An 18419-nucleotide genomic window follows, 5' to 3' on the forward strand; every position below is an offset into this window, starting at 1 on the left:
TTTTTCTATTATTTATAACTGAAATTAATCAATAATTATTTTACTTCTTCGAAGTCTGCATCCTGTACATCTTCAGATCCTGCATTTCCTCCAGGGTTCTGAGCACCTGCATCAGCACCTGGCTGTTGACCAGCTGCATATAATTCTTCAGAAGCTGCCATCCATGCTGCATCTAACGCTTCAGTTTTAGCTTTTACGTCATCAGTATTTTTAGCTTCGAAAGCTGTTTTCAATTCAGCTGCTGCGCTTTCAACTGCCGCTTTTTTGTCAGCAGAAAGTTTATCACCGAATTCTTTCAATTGTTTTTCAGTCTGGAAGATCAATCCGTCAGCTTTGTTGAAAACCTCAACTTCTTCTTTTTTCTTAGCATCAGCTGCAGAGTTTTCCTGAGCTTCTTTCTTCATTCTTTCGATTTCTTCGTCAGAAAGACCTGAAGAAGCCTGAATTTTAATAGTCTGCTCTTTACCAGTTCCTTTATCTTTAGCAGATACACTTAAGATACCATTTGCATCAATATCGAAAGTTACTTCAATCTGAGGAACTCCTCTTGGTGCTGGTGGGATATCTGCAAGATCGAATCTACCGATTTCTTTGTTATCATTGAACATTGGTCTTTCTCCCTGTCCTACTCTGATGCTTACAGCTGGCTGGTTGTCAGAAGCTGTAGAGAATACCTCAGATTTTTTAGTTGGGATCGTAGTGTTTGCTTCAATTAATTTAGTGAATACAGATCCCATTGTTTCGATACCTAAAGAAAGTGGAGTAACGTCAAGTAATAATACATCTTTTACATCACCTGTTAATACACCTCCCTGGATTGCTGCACCAATGGCTACAACCTCATCCGGGTTAACTCCTTTAGATGGTTTTTTACCGAAGAATTTTTCTACTTGTTCCTGGATGATTGGGATTCTTGTAGAACCTCCTACCAAGATTACTTCGTCAATATCAGAAGTTGATAAACCTGCATCTTTTAATGCTTTAGCAACCGGCTCCATAGATCTTCTTACAAGATCAGCAGATAATTGCTCGAACTTAGCTTTTGTTAAAGATTTTACTAAGTGCTTAGGACCTGTAGCCGTAGCAGTGATATAAGGTAAATTGATCTCAGTCTGAGTAGAAGATGATAATTCGATTTTAGCTTTTTCAGCAGCTTCTTTCAATCTTTGAAGAGCAATAGCATCAGCTTTTAGATCTACACCTTCTTCAGCTTTGAACTCATCAGCCATCCAGTTGATGATCACATCATCAAAGTCATCACCTCCTAAGTGTGTATCACCATTTGTAGACAATACTTCAAATACACCATCTCCTAAATCAAGGATAGAGATATCGAAAGTACCACCTCCAAGGTCATATACTGCGATTTTCTGATCTTTATGGCTCTTATCAAGACCATAAGCTAATGCTGCAGCTGTAGGTTCGTTGATAATTCTTTCTACTTTAAGACCTGCAATTTCTCCAGCTTCTTTAGTCGCTTGTCTTTGCGCATCGTTGAAGTATGCAGGAACAGTAATTACCGCTCTTGTCACTTCTTGTCCAAGATAATCTTCAGCAGTTTTCTTCATTTTCTGAAGAGTCATTGCAGAAATTTCCTGTGGTGTATATTCTCTATCGTCGATTTTTACTTTTACAGTATCATTTGGACCAGAAACTACTTTATAAGGTACTCTTGAAACTTCAGAAGCATCATCTTTAAAGTGCGTTCCAATAAATCTTTTGATAGAGTAAACCGTTTTTGTTGGATTCGTTACAGCCTGTCTTTTCGCAGGATCACCTACTTTTCTTTCACCATCTTCTGTAAAGGCTACAATAGAAGGAGTTGTTCTTTTTCCTTCTGCATTCGGGATAACAACAGGGTCTTTACCCTCCATAACAGCAACACAAGAGTTGGTTGTTCCTAAGTCAATTCCAATTATTTTACTCATAATATTTTATATTTTTTCTAATTTTTAATTTTATTTACATTCTCAATTTCTCAATATCTGTACCATTCAAAAAATTGTGACAAAATGACATAATAAAAATTAAAACCCTGATAAAATCGGAGTTTAATATTGAATAATCTGGAAATTTTAGACACATATCCTTTACCAATCTTCCTTGTATTGTTTCCAGTTTCCGGAATTTTCTCCGACCTCTGATATATAAAACTATATATTATGATTGTGCAAACAAAAAATGATCATCCTAAAGGTATAGGCATCTTAAAATAGAGAATTTCATTGCTTTCCACTCACCATATAACTCCGGCCCGCAATCATTATCAAGATGATGTACTGTGAATTTTTTTATATAAAATGACCCAACTATTATGATATTAAACATAAAAATTATTGATTATCAATATATTTACTACTATTTCCATAGATCAATTTACAAATCTTTAAAAATTAATCAAAGTTTAACCTAAGAAATAGAGACGGAATCTCCACTAATTGTTATTTTTGATAAAATATACCCATTAATAATGTCATTACACTTTAATCCACGAGATATCACATGGCTTGCCTTTAATGAAAGAGTTTTGCAGGAGGCCATGGACGAAAAAGTTCCTTTGCATTTAAGAATACGTTTCCTGGGAATTTTCTCCAACAATCTGGATGAATTTTTCAGAGTACGTGTTGCCGGGTTAAAGCGTGCTATGGATTTTAAGGAAAAAGTGATTGCTGAGTCTTTTTATCAGCCTCCTTCCAAAATTCTTCAGCGAATCAATGAAATAGTCATGAGACAGCAGCTGAATTTTGATAAAACCTGGAAAAAAATCCAGACCGAAATGGCTGATCATAAAGTTTTTATTAAAAACTCTAAAAACCTGACTGCACAACAGAAAGAATTTGTCAGAACTTATTTTGATGAAGTGGTAGAGTCCAATGTGATCCCCATCCTGCTTCATGAAAATACTCCAATGCCTTATCTGAGAGACAAAAGTCTTTATCTGGGGGTTGCTATGAGAAAAAAAGACTGGCAGTATTCCAGCAATTATGCCATTATTGAAATACCTTCCCGTTTTGTGGGAAGATTTGTACTGCTTCCTACAGAAGATCCGGAAGAAAAAAATGTCATGCTTCTTGAAGATGTAATCACCTTTAATCTTCCGCATATTTTCTCTTATTTCGGATATGATGAATTTGCGGCCAATGCTTTTAAAGTAACAAAAGATGCAGAACTGGATCTTGATAATGATATCAGAACCAACTTTGCAGAAAAAATAGAAAAGGGCCTCAAAAACAGAAGAAAAGGAAAGCCTACTCGTTTTGTTTTTGATAAAGATATGGATAAGGCCTTATTAGAGCTTCTTATCCGAAAATTAAATTTAACAAAAAAAGACAGCATTATTCCCGGAGGTAAAATACATAATTTCAAGCATTTCATGGATTTTCCTGATGTTTTTGAAACATATGAAAGGCCCGAAGAAAGAACTTCATTTACCCATCAGGCATTTGAACATGGGGAAAGAGTCACAGATGTTATTCTCAAAGAAGATATATTACTAAGCTTTCCTTACCATAAATATAACCCGGTCATTGATTTGCTGCGTGAGGCGGCAATGGATCCGGATGTAAAATCAATACAAATCACAGCCTACCGTCTGGCAAGCAGTTCAAAAATAAGCAATGCACTGATCTATGCGGCGAGAAACGGCAAGGAAGTTACCGTAATGCTGGAACTTCAGGCAAGGTTTGATGAAGAATCCAATCTGAAATGGAAAGAAATGCTGGAGCCGGAAGGAATCACCGTTCTTGTAGGGATTCCCAACAAAAAGGTTCATGCCAAGCTTTGTGTGATCAAAAAAAGAGCCCACAACAAAACGATTCAGTATGGGTTTGTAAGCACCGGAAATTTCAATGAAAAAACAGCAAGAATCTATGGTGATCACTTATTGCTGACCGCTGACCGGGGCATTATGGCAGACATTAATAAAGTCTTTAATGTCCTCAAAAAACCAAAAGACGACTTTATTCCCGTTTTGAAAACTTGCAAAAATTTATTAGTTTGCCCACAGTTCATGCGTGAAAAGATTGTTCATCATATTGATAAAGAAATCGAAGAAGCAAAAGCAGGAAGAAGAGCGGAGATTATTGTAAAAGCAAATTCTTTGAGTGACAGATTACTGATTGAGAAATTATACGATGCAGCCAAAGCAGGAGTAGTAATCAGATTAATAGTACGAGGAATTTACTGTCCTGTCAACCAAAAAGAATTTAAAGAAAAGATAAAAGCCATAAGTATTGTAGATGAATATCTGGAACATGCCAGAGTCATGTATTTCTACAATAAAGGAGTAGAAGATATGTACATTTCTTCTGCAGACTGGATGACCAGAAACCTGGATTACCGGATCGAAGCCGCAGCTAAAATCACTGATAAGAACCTTAAGAAAGAATTAAAAGATATTCTGGACATTCAGCTTAGGGATAATGTGAAAGCAAGAATTTTAGATAAAAGACTGAGCAATGAATATATAAGAAATGATAAAAAAGAATGCCGCTCACAAATAGAAACCTATAAATATTTAAAAGCTAAAACAAGCAAAAAATGAAGATCGCAGCGATAGACATAGGGAGTAATGCAGCCCGACTTCTTATCAATGAAGTAAAAATAAATAATGAAAAACCTGAATTCATTAAACTCAATCTGTTGAGAATCCCTCTAAGATTAGGGATGGATGTTTTCACCATGGGAAAAATAGGTCCCGAAAGAGAAGTAATGGTCATCGATTCCATGAAAATCTTTAGTGACCTTATGAAGATCTACAAAGTAGACCATTACAGAGCCTGTGCAACCAGCGCCATGCGTGATGCTGCCAACGGAGATGAAATTATCAGCAAAGTTCTGGAAGCATCCGGAATTAATATAGAGATTATTTCAGGAGATGAAGAGGCCACTTTGATTTATGAAAACCACGTAGCAGAAGGACTTGATAAAGATTATGCCTATCTATACATTGATGTAGGCGGAGGTTCTACTGAACTTACCTTCTATGAAAATGGTAAAATGATATATGAAAGATCTTTCAACATCGGAACAATCCGGCTTCTCAACGATCTGGTTACTGCAGATAACTGGAAAGAAATGAAAGACGAAATAAAGAAAAATATTGTCAGTAATAAACCGATTGTCGCCATAGGATCTGGAGGAAATATCAATAAAGTATTTTCTATGAGCAAAACCAAAGATGGCAAACCCATGTCTTTAGCTCACCTTAAGAAAGTCTATAAAGAATTCAGTGAGCTTTCAGTAGAGGAAAGAATGACAAAACACAGCCTTAGAGAAGACAGAGCTGATGTGGTGGCTCATGCTCTTAACATTTTCAATAATGTTATGACATGGTCGGAAATCAATAAAATATTTGTTCCTAAAATTTCTGTAGCAGATGGTTTAATTCAGAATATCTACAGCCAGTTGCAACAAAAAAAATAGTTCTAAAAACATACTTCAAAACCGGCCAGCTTCTTGTCCGGTTTTTTCTTAAATTATTTAACATCATTGAGGCAGCAGAGCAATCTCATTCTGCCTAATTTCAAAAAGGAATCTAATGAATTAAAAACTGAATAATCATAAATTAATTTTTATCTTTTTTCCATTTTTTTAAAGTAAAAACCCTCTCTCATTCGTCTTAACCATTATCAATAGCAAAGCAATGAACTCAATCAAAATAATACTTACAGGAGCCACAGGAATGGTAGGCGAAGGCGTTTTAATGGAATGTCTGGAAAACCCTAATGTTTCTGAAATCCTGAGTGTCAGCAGAAAACCTTCCGGAAAAAAGCATCCTAAACTTAAAGAATACCTGGTATCTGACTTTTTATCAATTGACCTGAATGATGAAAACCTCAAAGGCTATGATGCCTGTTTTTTCTGTGCCGGAATCAGCAGTGTCGGAATGAACGAAGAAGATTATACTAAAATTACGTACGACACTACCCTCCATTTTGCACAAGCAGTTTTACATCAAAACCCGGGAATGGTATTCAATTATGTATCAGGAGCTCAAACAGACAGTACAGAGAGTGGAAAGATCATGTGGGCAAGGGTAAAAGGAAAAATAGAAAATACATTAAAAAAAATGGGTTTTAAAGACGCCTACAACTTCAGACCCGGATTTATGAAACCTGTTGAAGGACAGTTGAATGTAAAATGGTTTTTTAAACCTTTAATTTGGATTTTTCCTGTTTTTTTACCAACAAAATCATTAACTTTACACGAAGTGGGGAGAGCAATGATCAATGTCACACAGAAAGGGTACCCTACATCAACATTAGAAATTAGAGATATTAAAAATTTAGCTATATGAGAGACATGTTAAAAAGAATTGTTCTGGTTATTTTTGTACTCTTGCTTCTGACTGCAGTTTCAGGATATTTCTATATGCAAAAGCATCCTCTGGAAGGTGGCAGGTCAGGAACAATGCTAAACTTTTCCGGTAAATCTTCCAAATAGTTGAATTCTAAATGTATATCACTGGAATAAAGATTCTATATTTTATCAGAAACAAACCTATTTTTTAAACATTTCTTAAAATTCCATTAAAATAGTTGCGAAACATAAAGTTCATTTTTGTATTTATCTAATTGAAGCAAAAAATGATCAACAACTACTTATTTAAAGGGTCTGTCATCGCCGCATTCTTTTTTCAGAGCGGACTTTTCGGACAGACCTTCCTTCATTACTGGAATTTTAACGATAATTCTTCTGCAACTTCAGTCACTACTCCCTCCTCTACACTAGTCAATGGCTCACTTATGGCTGTATCTGGAGGTACGAGTGTGATAGATTTTGCCGGCGGTACCGGACAGAATTTTAATATAGATAATCTAAATGCCAGAAACGGAGATGCATCCGGGACTCATTTAAGATTCAACAATCCGATTGGAGGGGCATTACAATTCAACCTGCCCACCACAGGTTATAATAACGTCATTGTTAAATTCACCACAAGAAAATCTACACAGGGAGCAGGAACACAGATATGGTCTTATTCTACAGACGGAACTACTTTTGTTCAGTATCAGACGGTGAGCCCTCAAGATGCCAATCCACAGCTGATTACTTTCGATTTTTCTACTGTACAGGGAGCCTCAAACAACCCCAATTTTAAATTAAAAGTTGAATTTACAGCAGCCGGAGGAGGTACCGGAGGCAATAACCGGTTTGATAACTTCACGGTAGACGCCAGTCCTGCAACAGGAACTGATACTACTCCACCCACGGTCACTTATCTCCCTGGCAACAATACAAATAATGTATCAACTGCTGTAAACCCAACCTTAACTTTTAATGAAAACATCAGGTTAATAGATAATTCTGTAATCAATAATGCTAATGCACAAAATATCGTTGATTTCAGGATGGGCAGTGCAGCCGGTACGCAGGTTCCTTTTACTACTACTTTCAGTAATAATATGATTACAATCATTCCGAATTCCGTTTTGGCAGCAGGACAAACCTATTATCTTGCTCTAAAACCTAATACTATTGAGGATTTCAGTGATAATGCGTTAACAGCATCAACGTCTACAACCTTCAGTACCACGGGTACTTCAATTTCACTGGAAAAGAATTTTATTAAAGTGAATGAAAATGCAGGAACTCTTGCATTAAAGATCAATATTACAAATCCATCCACTTCTACGGTCAATCTTGTTGTAAAACCCGCACCATTCAGTACTGCAGACAGCAATGATTTCACATTAGCCAATCAGACCATTAATATTACCCCTTCTACAACCAGTTATACAGTCAATATCCCTATTATTGATGACACTCTTGCTGAACAGCAGGCAGAATATTTTGTAGTAAGTCTTGAAAATCCTGTAGGAGCTACTATTTCCGGTGATAATTCTGCAACAGTATATATTGTAGATAATGATAAGCCGGCTCCGGTACCTTCCGGGCAGATCCAGCTCAACTATGTCGGAAGTTTTGACCCTTCAGGAAATAATAACAGCTCTACCGAAATTGTAGTACATGATCCATCAACGCAAAGGCTATTTACAATCAGTTCCATTACGGATGTTTTTGATATTATTGATTTTAGTAATCCGGCAACACCAGCTGTGATAAAAACTGTAAATATGGCGGCATATGGCGGCATCACAAGTATTGCTGTGAAAAACGGAATTATCGCTGCGGCTTCACCTAATACAGATCCTCAGCAAAATGGATCTGTAGTATTCTTTGATATTAACGGAAATTTCCTGAAACAGGTGACTGTAGGAGCTTTACCAGATATGATAACCTTCACCCCGGACGGAACTAAAGTGGTCACAGCCAATGAAGGAGAGCCTAATGATGCTTATACTGTAGATCCGGAGGGAACAATCAGTATCATTGATATTTCAGGCGGTATCGGAAGTCTTAACCAAAGTAACGTAGCTACTCTTAATTTCAATAATTTTGATTCCCAGCTTGATGCTCTAACAGCTACAGGCCTTAGAAAGGTAAGAACCAATAACACGCTTTCTCAGGATTTGGAGCCTGAATATGTAACCATAAGTGCTGACAGCCAGAAAGCATGGGTAACTCTTCAGGAAAATAACGCTATTGCTGAGGTTAACCTTGCCACAAAAACAATCACAGGAGTGTGGGGACTGGGTAAAAAAGATATGAGCCTTCCGGGCAATGGTTTTGATGCTTCGGATAACAACGGGGAAGTTTTGATTGCCAACTGGCCTGTAAAGGCGTATTATGTTCCGGATGCAGTACAGAACTATAAAGTCGGGAATACCCATTATATTGTAACTGCCAATGAAGGAGATGAAAAAGATCTTTCCGGATACAGTGAAAGAACAACCGTTGGAGCCAACAATTATATTTTAGATCCTGGTATTTTCCCGAATTCAGCAATATTAAAAGCTTCTTATAACCTGGGAAGATTCAGAGTTTCTTCTGCCACCGGAAATACAGACGGGGATGCAGATTTTGAAGAAATGGCTGCTTTAGGAGCCCGCTCGTTCTCGATCTTTAATGCTGATACCCGGCAGATCGTGTACGACAGTGGAGATCAGTTTGAAAGATACATTGCGGACAATCATCCATTAATTTTCAATGCGGATAATGAATCCAATGCTATTAAAAGCAGAAGCCGTGCAAAGGGTCCGGAGCCGGAAGGTGTTGCTTTGGGTACAATTAACGGACAGACTTACGCATTCATTACTTTAGAAAGAACAGGAGGTGTAATGGTTTATAATATTACAGATCCTAACAATCCTACTTTTACGGACTATAAACACTCCCGATCCACCTCAGCATACGGAGGCGACAATGGTCCTGAAGGGATTATTTATATTGCTCCGGAGAATACGACAACCAATAAGGGATATGTGATTATCGCCAACGAAATCAGCGGAACCTTATCTATGTATGAAGTGGCAATGCCTCCTACTTTGGGAACCGGTGAGACTACCTCTGAGCAGGCAACCTTTACTGTATTCCCAAATCCCGTCAACAAAGGAAATATACTTTATTTCAATAGAAAACAGGATTATGAACTGTATGATATGTCCGGAAAACTGATCGGCAAAGAAAAGAATGCTTTAACAGTAGATACGGCTCATCTTTCTACCGGAGTTTATTTTGTAAAAACTTCGGAAGCACAAATAAAAAGAGTAATTGTAAAGTAAAATATATTTAGTTGATTGAAGAGCTCCGGAATATTTCGGAGCTCTTTTTATTGATGGAAAATCTATAAATTAAAAGTAATTCAATTAGAAAATATAATCCGCAGATAAAACGAAATAAAATTTCAAAAACTGTCTGCTTGTTCTATGATTTAATTCTAAAAATTCCTCTTCTTTCTATTTTATTTTTTTATAGAAACCAATCAATTATCAATCTTTAACTAATTATATGCTCTGTTAAGGTTTTATTGAATTAACTTTTGAAAATCAACATCTTAATTTAAATAAAAAAAAAGACAGGTCTTAAAAAGGCCTGTCTTTTAAAAATATCTCAGAAGTAGTTTTTACTCTACGTTGATTACTTTTTCGATTTCCGGAGCATGTTGTTTGATGGTATTTTCAACACCCAATTTCAGGGTTGAAAAATTCAATGAACATCCGGAACAGTTACCTAAAAGTTTCACAAAAACCTGGTTGTCTTTCACATCAATAAGCTCAATGTCACCTCCGTCCTTATTCAAAAACGGTCTGATGCTTTCCAGAGCTTCCATTACTCTTGTTACTGTATCTTCGTGCGTTATGTTTGTTTCCATATTTTTTTCAGTTCAATTCGGTTTTTCAAATTCTATTGAAAGTTATTATTATTTTGCTTTTGGTGAGCATCCAGCCATTGTTGAAATCTTCACAGCTTCAGTTGGAGGAAGACTTTTATTTCTTTCCACCAAGCTTTCTACCATTTTTCTGGCAGTTTCTGTATAGATATCTGCAATTTTAGATCCTTCCTGAAGCGCTGCCGGTCTTCCTACATCTCCTGCTTCTCTGATGCTTTGAATCAACGGAATTTCTCCTAATACAGGAATTCCAAGATCTTCTGCTAAATATTGAGCTCCCTGGTTACCAAAGATATAATATTTATTTTCAGGAAGTTCATCCGGTGTAAAATAAGCCATATTTTCGATCAATCCAAGAACAGGGATATTGATGCTTTCCATCTGGAACATTGCAATACCTTTTCTAACGTCTGCCAAGGCTACATGCTGAGGCGTACTTACAATCACTGCTCCTGTTACAGGTACTTCCTGGATAATTGACAGGTGAATATCACCGGTACCCGGAGGAAGATCTATTAACAGGAAATCCAATTCTCCCCATGCAGCATCTCTGATCATCTGGTTTAATGCTTTTGATGCCATAGGACCTCTCCATACTACCGCCTGATTTGCTCCTGAGAAATATCCTATTGAAAGCATTTTCACACCATAATTCTCAACAGGCTTCATCATGTTTTTCCCATTAACTTCTACAGAAATCGGCTTTTCACCTTCTGTATCAAACATAGTAGGAACAGACGGCCCATAAATATCGGCATCCAATAATCCTACTTTAAAGCCCATTTTAGCTAATGTTACTGCCATATTTGCAGAAACAGTAGACTTACCTACTCCTCCCTTACCGGAAGCAATAGCGATAATATTTTGAATTCCCGGAATTTGTTTTCCTTTGATCTGACTTTGCTGAATTTCACTAGGCTCCGGAGAAACGATTTTAAGTTTTAAATGAACATCTTCTCCAAACTCACTGGCAAAAGCCTGTTTCATGGCAGCCTCCAGTTTTTTCTTTTCATGCATTGCCGGCGAATGAGCAGTCATATCAATATAAACATCATTACCCACAATCTGAAGATTATTCACCAAATCGTCTACTTCTATTTCTTTAAGGAAATCTTGAACCTTTTCTTTCGTCAACATATAAATATAAATTGTTCACAAATTTACGGATTTTTTCGGTAATTTAGAATCAATAAAATCTATAATATCAGGTGATAAATCAGATCGTTAAAAATCTCTTACTTATATATTTTCATCCTGCCTCCTTCCATTATTACAGAAAGCAACTGATAGAAAACCTCATCTTTATCCGTTAAATATGCATTAACAAAAGAAATTTTCACTATTGGATCACTCTATTGCAAATCACAATAGCTAGTTCGCTCTCGACTTTTCCTCAAAATTCACATTACGGCTTTCTCCTTTTATTTTTCTATTTCCAAAAGTATAAGTAACTGATAGATTAAGCCTTCTGGCATCATAATAATTATTATAAGAGTGTATTCCTGTCGTATAATAAATTTTGCCGACACTTTTCCCCTGTTTAAAGATATCGGAAACCATGACATTCATCTGAAGGTTTCTTTCCATCAGACTTATTTTCAGGCCTGATGTAAAACTTCCGGCAAAATCCATATAAACATTCCGTGAATTGGAAGGCAGCCTGAACCAATAATTGAGTATCAGCTGAATGGTTTTACTTTTATTGAGCGATATATTATTCTGAATATCAAAGTCATAACTGCTTCCTTTACGGGATTCGGCATCCGTAGCAAAAACATCCGTGTTCATATAAGAATAATTGGCTGAATAATTGGCTTCCCACTTTTTGAAAAAAGTATCCGAATAATTGAGGGAGACCCCCATACTGTTTTGATTGTAATAGTTTTCAAAAGTACTGATCCTGTTTTCGTTTTTAAGGGTTGCCAGCTGTCCAAATCCTTCCACAGTTCTTTGAAAGTAGGCTGATGCAGACAGTTTGCCTTTATAGATATAGGAAAATTCAATATTATGATTAATTGAAGGTTTCAGAAAAGGGTTTCCTGTGAAATATGAATTAATATTTATATACCAGCGGTAAGGATTGATCGCACGGAATCCGGGTCTGTTGATTCTTTTTGAATAATTCAGGTTAAAAGTATTATTTTCATTGCTTTTATAACTGATATAAGCTGTAGGAAAAAAATTCCCGTAGGAGTTTTCAGTCTGCTGTCCGGAAGTTAAAGAATTTCCGCTAACAACGGAGTATTCATAGCGAAGACCTGCTTTTGCTGACCATTTTTCATTGAAGGATTTTTCGAAACTGATATAAGCGGCATAGTTTTTCTCATTATAATCAAATTCATTGCTTTTCAAAGGATCTGTGACATAACTTCCATTGGTAAGGTTCTGGTAGGCTATTTTCGAGTTATTATCAAAATTAGTGAACTTCACTCCTGTTTCTGTTTTTGCAAACTGATAGGGTAAAGTAAGATCTGCCTGCCCGGAATAAATTTTATAATCTACCATAGACGGGGATTTTACGACGAAACGATCTCCTGAACTCTCTGTTGTTGTAAAATTAATAGTCGTATCGGGTACATTGGAAAAATAATTTCCGGTAATACTCAATTTATTATCCTGTTTCCCGAATTTAAGATCATAATAAGCGCTTGCCGTATGCTGCATGCTTGTCCCCCTGTGTGCGGCATCGGTAAATAGTGTATTTGTGTAACTGCTATTCTGAAAATAGTTAGAAGTATTCACAATATCCATATTGGAATGCCCAAATCCGTAATCATAAATAAAACCTATACTAGACTTGCTTCCCAACTGATAATCAATGCTTAAGTTCGCTCCCAATCCGTCACCGAAATCTCTTCTGTTATCATTGCTTTTAAGCCCGTCAGCACCTTCTATCCAATAGTTTTCGTAGGAATGCTTTGCATATTTGTTCTGTCTCAGTTTTAATGACGAACGAAGCTTTTCGTTCTGATAATTGATGGTCGCACTGTTTGAGGTTCCTGTGTACGTCTGCTGCTGAAGACTCGTTGTAAGACTTCCACTCCATCCAAGATTCTGATTTTTCTTCAGTACGATATTGATAAGACCGCTATTTCCCTGTGCCTCGTATTTTGCAGGCGGAGCGGTGATCACTTCAATTTTTTCTATGTTTTCGGATCTGAGACTTTTCAGATAAGTAACCAGTTCAGCAGGCGAAAGGTTCAGCATCCTGTCATTAATCATTACTGCTACCCCGCTTTTACCAACAATTGAAACTCCTGTATTGTCATCCACTTTCACCAATGGTGTTGTTGCAAGAGCATCTGCCCCATCCATTCCCTGTGAAGCTACAGAGTTGGCAACATTAAAAACAAGCCTGTCTGCTTTTCTTTCAATCAGCTTTTTTCTGGAAGTAAGGGTTACTCCTTCAATTTGTTTTTCTTTCTTTTTCTCTATTAAAAAATCCTGTTTTACTGATCCATTGATCTGTATATCTTTGTTGGATATTTCAACACCGTCCTGGATAAGCTTTATATTATAATTTCCATTTTCAAAAAGTTTCAATGAATAATTTCCCTTTTCGTCTGAAAGGGCAGTCTGTTTTTTTTGATCTTTTATAGCTACCACTTCAACATAGGAAACCCCATTTCCTGTTTCGGTAATCCTGCCAGTTATACTTTGAGAAAATGCAGCTACTGGCAGTAGAAAGATTACAGAAAGTAATGTTTTTTTCATAGTTTAAATTGTAATAGTTTTGTTATAAGACAAACAGCCCTCGTCTTTTATTACATCTGTTCTACTGTTTTTCAATATATTCGCTATTATAAAATTTGAATATGAAAAAAAGGCTGATTGCGTTTTCTTTGTTTATGACTCAGATTATTTCCGCTCAGAACTATTCGCAATATGTCAATCCGTTTATCGGAACAGGCGGCCATGGCCATACTTTTCCGGGGGCTATAGTTCCTTTCGGGATGGTACAGCTTTCTCCGGATACCAGAATTGATGGCAGCTGGGATGGATGCAGCGGATATCATTATTCAGATTCTGTCATCTATGGATTTTCTCACACCCACCTGAACGGAACCGGAGTTTCGGATTATGGAGATATTATGCTGATGCCCACGATGGGAAATCCAAGCCTGAACATTAAGGATTATTCTTCAAAATTTTCGCACAAAAATGAAAAAGCCACAGCCGGATATTATGCTGTAAAGCTGGATAAAAATAACATCGGTGTCCGCCTTACGACAACAAAGAGAGTGGGTTGTCATGAATATACTTTCAATAATGCAGGGAATGCCAATATCATTTTAGACCTCAACCACCGAGACAAGCTTCTGGAAGGTGAGGTAAAGATCATTGATGATAAAACCATTGAAGTATTCAGAAGAAGTGAGGCATGGGCTACCAACCAGTATATCTATGCCAGAATTGAATTTTCAAAACCTATGAAAATTTCTAAAAAGGAGGTCAACGGAAAACAGGAAAATACTCTTTTTACAGGAACAAGGCTTGCTCTTGCATTTTCAACTGATGTTAAAAAAGGAGAAAAGATCAGTATCAAAGTATCACTTTCGCCCACAGGTTATGAAGGCTCTGAAAAAAACATGCTGGCTGAAGCTCAAAATCTTGATTTTGAAGCAGTAAAAAAGCAGGCCGAAACCAACTGGGATCAGGAACTCTCAAAAATTGAAGTGAAGTCTGAAGATAAAAATAAACTCTCTATATTCTATACAGCCCTCTATCATGTTTTTACCCAGCCCAACATCAATATGGACGTGGACGGTAGATACAGAGGGCGTGATAATAAGCTTTACACAGCAAACGGTTTTGATTATTATACGGTATTCTCACTTTGGGATACTTTCAGAGGAGTACATCCTCTGATGACTTTAATCGACAGAAAAAGAACTGCTGATTTCATCAATACTTTTATCAGACAATATGAACAGGGCGGCAAACTTCCGGTTTGGGAACTCGCATCCAATGAAACGGAATGTATGATTGGTTACCATTCTGTTTCTGTAATTGCTGATGCCATGGCCAAAGGAATTCAGGGATTTGATTATGAAAAAGCCTATCAGGCTTCCAAAAGCTCAGCAATGCAGGATATTTTCGGATTGAATGCCTATAAACAAAATAATTATATCAGCATAGATGATGAGCATGAAAGCGTTTCGAAAACAGTAGAATATGCCTATGATGACTGGTGTATTGCCCAGATGGCAAAGATTTTAGGCAAGAAAGAAGACTATCAGTATTTCATGAAACGTTCTCAAAACTGGAAAAACCTTTACAACCCTAAAACAGGTTTTATACAGCCCAGAAAGAATGGAAACTGGTATGAACCTTTTGACCCGAGGGAAGTCAACAACAATTATACGGAAGGAAATTCCTGGCATTATTCTTATTCTGTACAACAGGATATTCCGGGACTTATTGCAGCACATGGGGGGAAAGAAAAATTTGAACAGTTTATCGATGCTATCTTTACAGCTTCAGATCAGACAACAGGGAGAGAACAGGTGGATATCACCGGACTGATGGGCCAGTATGCCCAGGGAAATGAGCCAAGCCATCATATCGCATACCTCTATAATTATGTAGATAAACCCGAAAAAACAGATTCTAAAATAAAATATATCCTTGATAATTTCTACAAAAATACTCCGGACGGACTGATTGGAAATGAAGACTGTGGCCAAATGAGTGCGTGGTATGTTTTAAGTTCAATGGGTATTTATTCTGTAACTCCGGGATTGCCTGAATGGGAAACCACTACTCCTTATTTTGATGAGATTAAAATTCATCTTGAAGATGGAACTACCAGAACTATTACTAAAAATGCGGGTAAAGCAGAGCTTAAAAAACTGGGATTTGAAAATATAAAACCGGTCAAAGATTTTAAATATACTCAGCAGACAGCCTCACCGGTTATTGCAGCAGAACGGATCTTTGACTTCAATACCAAAGTTGAGATCACTCCAATTAATCCGGGAGACAAGGTATACTACATGACTCTGGATGAAAGTGACAGCAATAAAAGGAAGACCTTTACAGCTTATAAAGGCCCGTTTTCTATCAGCAAAACGACACAGGTTCAGGCTTATGCTGAAAGAAACGGGGAAAAAAGTTCTGTTACGACGGCTCATTTTAACAGAAGACCCAATTACTGGGACATTACGATCCTGTCCAAGGCCACTCCACAATATAGTGCCAGCGGGAAACTGGCTCTTATTGATGGGATAAGAGGTGATATTAATTGGAGGAAGGGCGAGTGGCAGGGCTATCAGGGTCAAAATTTTGAAGCAATTGTCGATTTTAAATCTCCACAGCAGATTACATCTTTATCTTCCAGTTATCTTCAGGACAGCAGAGCATGGATTCTGATGCCTAAAAAAGTGGAATATTACGCTTCTATGAACGGAAAAGATTTTATTCTTCTGAAGACCATTGCCAACGATATTGATGCTAAGGATGAGAAGGTACAGATCAAAGATTTTTATACTGATATTCTTCCTACTGAAGCAAGATATATAAAAATAAAAGCCTACTACTTCGGAAAACTTCCGGAATGGCATCAGGGAGCCGGTGGAGAAGCTTATATCTTTATCGATGAGATTTCTGTAAAATAAAACAATATTATTACCAATGAAAAAAATATCGTTATTCCTCTTTTTACTTTTAAGTATCATAAAAGTATCGGCTTGTAAATGTGTGACAGAAACTTTAGCCAAGAATTATTTGGATGCTGATGTAGTGGGTGTTATAAAGATTTTGAAAGTATACGGTGAAAATACCGCACAAAGAACCTATAAAGCAGACGTTGAATTTGAAAAAGCCTACAAAGGGACAACATTCAAAACATTAAATGTGAGAGGGCTGATCGGCAGGTCTTCATCCGCAGCATGTGAAATAGATGTAGAACCCAATGACAGGTATCTGATATTTTTAAATAAATCCGGTAATGGCTATTCTATTTCATCCTGTACTCCCAGATCCAGATTAAAAAAAGCGCATACTAAAAATGAGAGCTCTCAACTTGAAACTTTAAGCGAAGTTTTTTCTTATTTAGACAAAAATAAAGACAAGTTAAAAGGTCTGCAGTTTGCATCTTACTATGATGACAGCCAAAGCAGCGGTAAATCCGGTTTGTCAAAAATCAGCGGTTTCAAGCCTAAACAGCCTTTTGCGATATACAAAGTAAAAATAAATGGTCTGTCACGGATTAAAGAAATGACACCTGTCATCAGCTTTGGAAGTAAAGATAAAACTATAGAGACTGCATTGAGAAGGCAAATTGCAGTTTCTGCTCCCATAGTCTCTGGCAATTCAGTACAAAAAGAATTTTTGTTATTACTCTTCTACCATAAAGAAAATATAAAAGCCCAGGACAAAGAAATGATATCCAATTCCTGGTAACAAAAGCAAACCCTTCAGAATTGAAGGGTTTTATTATTTTAAAAAAAATTTAATTCATTTTTTCTGACCACTGTAAGACTTCCGGAAGCTGCATGTCTGAAAATTCGATGTGAATCACTCTTCTCTTCCTACCATTAGTTGTTCTGTTTGAACCATGAAGGGTAAGAGGTTTCATAATCATGATTCCGCCTTTCTCTACGTTACAGATTTCTTCCGTTTCTACTGTCCAGTCAATGGTTTCCGGTCTGTAAATTCCTTTGGCATGGGATTTTGGAACTACTTTTAATGCCCCGTTGTTTTCATCCGTATCATCCAGATGGATTCTGATGGTATAAATGTTTTCCAAAATCTTCAACGGAGGCTGCACAGCAAACTGATTCTGCTTCGTTGTCCACGGACCGAAATTTGGCAAATCTATCTTTTTATCCACAGAAATAGTCAGATCCTGATGATATGCTACGTACCAGTTGGAGGTTTCGGGCTTATCAAAATAAATACTTTTTACGACGAAATATTTATCTCCGAAGATTTCCTTAATCACTATTTTAATATTGTCGTTAAAAACAAGATCTTTAATTTCCGGAACTTCTTTTAAAAACTGTCTTATCGCAAAAAGGTCTTCAGATTTCCTGAAATTCTCTTTTGAAGTATCTATATTCCTTAAAATTTGTTCTATTGCTTCAATTTCTGTCTGTAAGAACACATTATTTATAACAGTAAAGCCATATTCAAAAATATGGCTTTTACAGGTTTCTAAGCTTTTTAAACTCATTGACTGATA

The 18419-nt window shown here is 36.8% G+C and carries 12 protein-coding genes; 7 read left to right on the forward strand and 5 right to left on the reverse strand.

Translation table 11 applies throughout. The features are described from left to right. Window positions 1–35: 35 nt before the first annotated feature. A complete protein-coding gene (gene dnaK, locus LF887_RS18255) occupies window positions 36–1928 on the reverse strand; it encodes a molecular chaperone DnaK (protein ID WP_236855679.1) in 1893 nt (630 codons plus the stop codon). A 542-nt stretch (window positions 1929–2470) separates the two neighbouring features. On the opposite strand from dnaK, the gene ppk1 reads away from it, so the two are divergent. From ppk1 to LF887_RS18280, 5 genes are all read left to right on the forward strand, one after another. Then, on the forward strand, window positions 2471–4543 hold the full coding sequence (ppk1, locus tag LF887_RS18260; RefSeq protein WP_236855680.1) for a polyphosphate kinase 1: 2073 nt from the start codon (window positions 2471–2473) through the stop codon (window positions 4541–4543). Next, window positions 4540–5424 carry an exopolyphosphatase gene (locus LF887_RS18265; RefSeq protein ID WP_236855681.1) on the forward strand — a complete coding sequence of 295 codons (885 nt, stop codon included), beginning with the start codon at window positions 4540–4542 and terminating at the stop codon, window positions 5422–5424. The genes ppk1 and LF887_RS18265 overlap by 4 nt, the downstream gene beginning before the upstream one ends. 220 nt (window positions 5425–5644) lie before the next feature. Next, window positions 5645–6298: an NAD-dependent epimerase/dehydratase family protein gene (locus LF887_RS18270; RefSeq protein ID WP_236855682.1), complete on the forward strand. Its 654-nt coding sequence runs from the start codon at window positions 5645–5647 to the stop codon at window positions 6296–6298. Then, entirely contained in the window at window positions 6295–6444 is a 150-nt protein-coding gene (locus LF887_RS18275) for a hypothetical protein (protein WP_236855683.1), read from the forward strand. Before LF887_RS18270 ends, LF887_RS18275 begins: the two co-directional genes overlap by 4 nt. A gap of 143 nt (window positions 6445–6587) precedes the next feature. Beyond that, entirely contained in the window at window positions 6588–9626 is a 3039-nt protein-coding gene (locus LF887_RS18280; protein WP_236855684.1) for a choice-of-anchor I family protein, read from the forward strand. A gap of 341 nt (window positions 9627–9967) precedes the next feature. Here LF887_RS18280 and LF887_RS18285 read toward each other — a convergent pair whose 3' ends face one another. From LF887_RS18285 to LF887_RS18295, 3 genes are all read right to left on the reverse strand, one after another. Next, the gene (locus LF887_RS18285) at window positions 9968–10216 is read right to left on the reverse strand and encodes a NifU family protein (protein ID WP_002977212.1); all 249 of its coding nucleotides are present in this window, start codon (window positions 10214–10216) and stop codon (window positions 9968–9970) included. Between the two features lie 48 nt (window positions 10217–10264). Continuing rightward, window positions 10265–11371 (reverse strand): Mrp/NBP35 family ATP-binding protein, encoded by a 1107-nt coding sequence (locus LF887_RS18290; protein ID WP_236855685.1) that lies wholly within the window; start codon window positions 11369–11371, stop codon window positions 10265–10267. Between the two features lie 234 nt (window positions 11372–11605). Continuing rightward, window positions 11606–13948, reverse strand: coding sequence for an outer membrane beta-barrel family protein (locus tag LF887_RS18295; protein WP_236855686.1), 2343 nt, complete (start codon window positions 13946–13948; stop codon window positions 11606–11608). Window positions 13949–14049: 101 nt separating this feature from the next. Here LF887_RS18295 and LF887_RS18300 point away from each other — a divergent pair, with 101 nt between their 5' ends. Together LF887_RS18300 and LF887_RS18305 are read left to right on the forward strand one after the other, a co-directional pair. Next, entirely contained in the window at window positions 14050–16851 is a 2802-nt protein-coding gene (locus LF887_RS18300; RefSeq protein ID WP_236855687.1) for a GH92 family glycosyl hydrolase, read from the forward strand. Between the two features lie 16 nt (window positions 16852–16867). Then, window positions 16868–17638 carry a hypothetical protein gene (locus LF887_RS18305; RefSeq protein ID WP_236855688.1) on the forward strand — a complete coding sequence of 257 codons (771 nt, stop codon included), beginning with the start codon at window positions 16868–16870 and terminating at the stop codon, window positions 17636–17638. Between the two features lie 49 nt (window positions 17639–17687). Here LF887_RS18305 and LF887_RS18310 read toward each other — a convergent pair whose 3' ends face one another. After that, entirely contained in the window at window positions 17688–18410 is a 723-nt protein-coding gene (locus LF887_RS18310) for a phytanoyl-CoA dioxygenase family protein (protein WP_236855689.1), read from the reverse strand. Between the last annotated feature and the right edge of the window lie 9 nt (window positions 18411–18419).

The sequence above is a fragment of the Chryseobacterium sp. MEBOG06 genome (assembly GCF_021869765.1).
Lineage (GTDB): Bacteria > Bacteroidota > Bacteroidia > Flavobacteriales > Weeksellaceae > Chryseobacterium.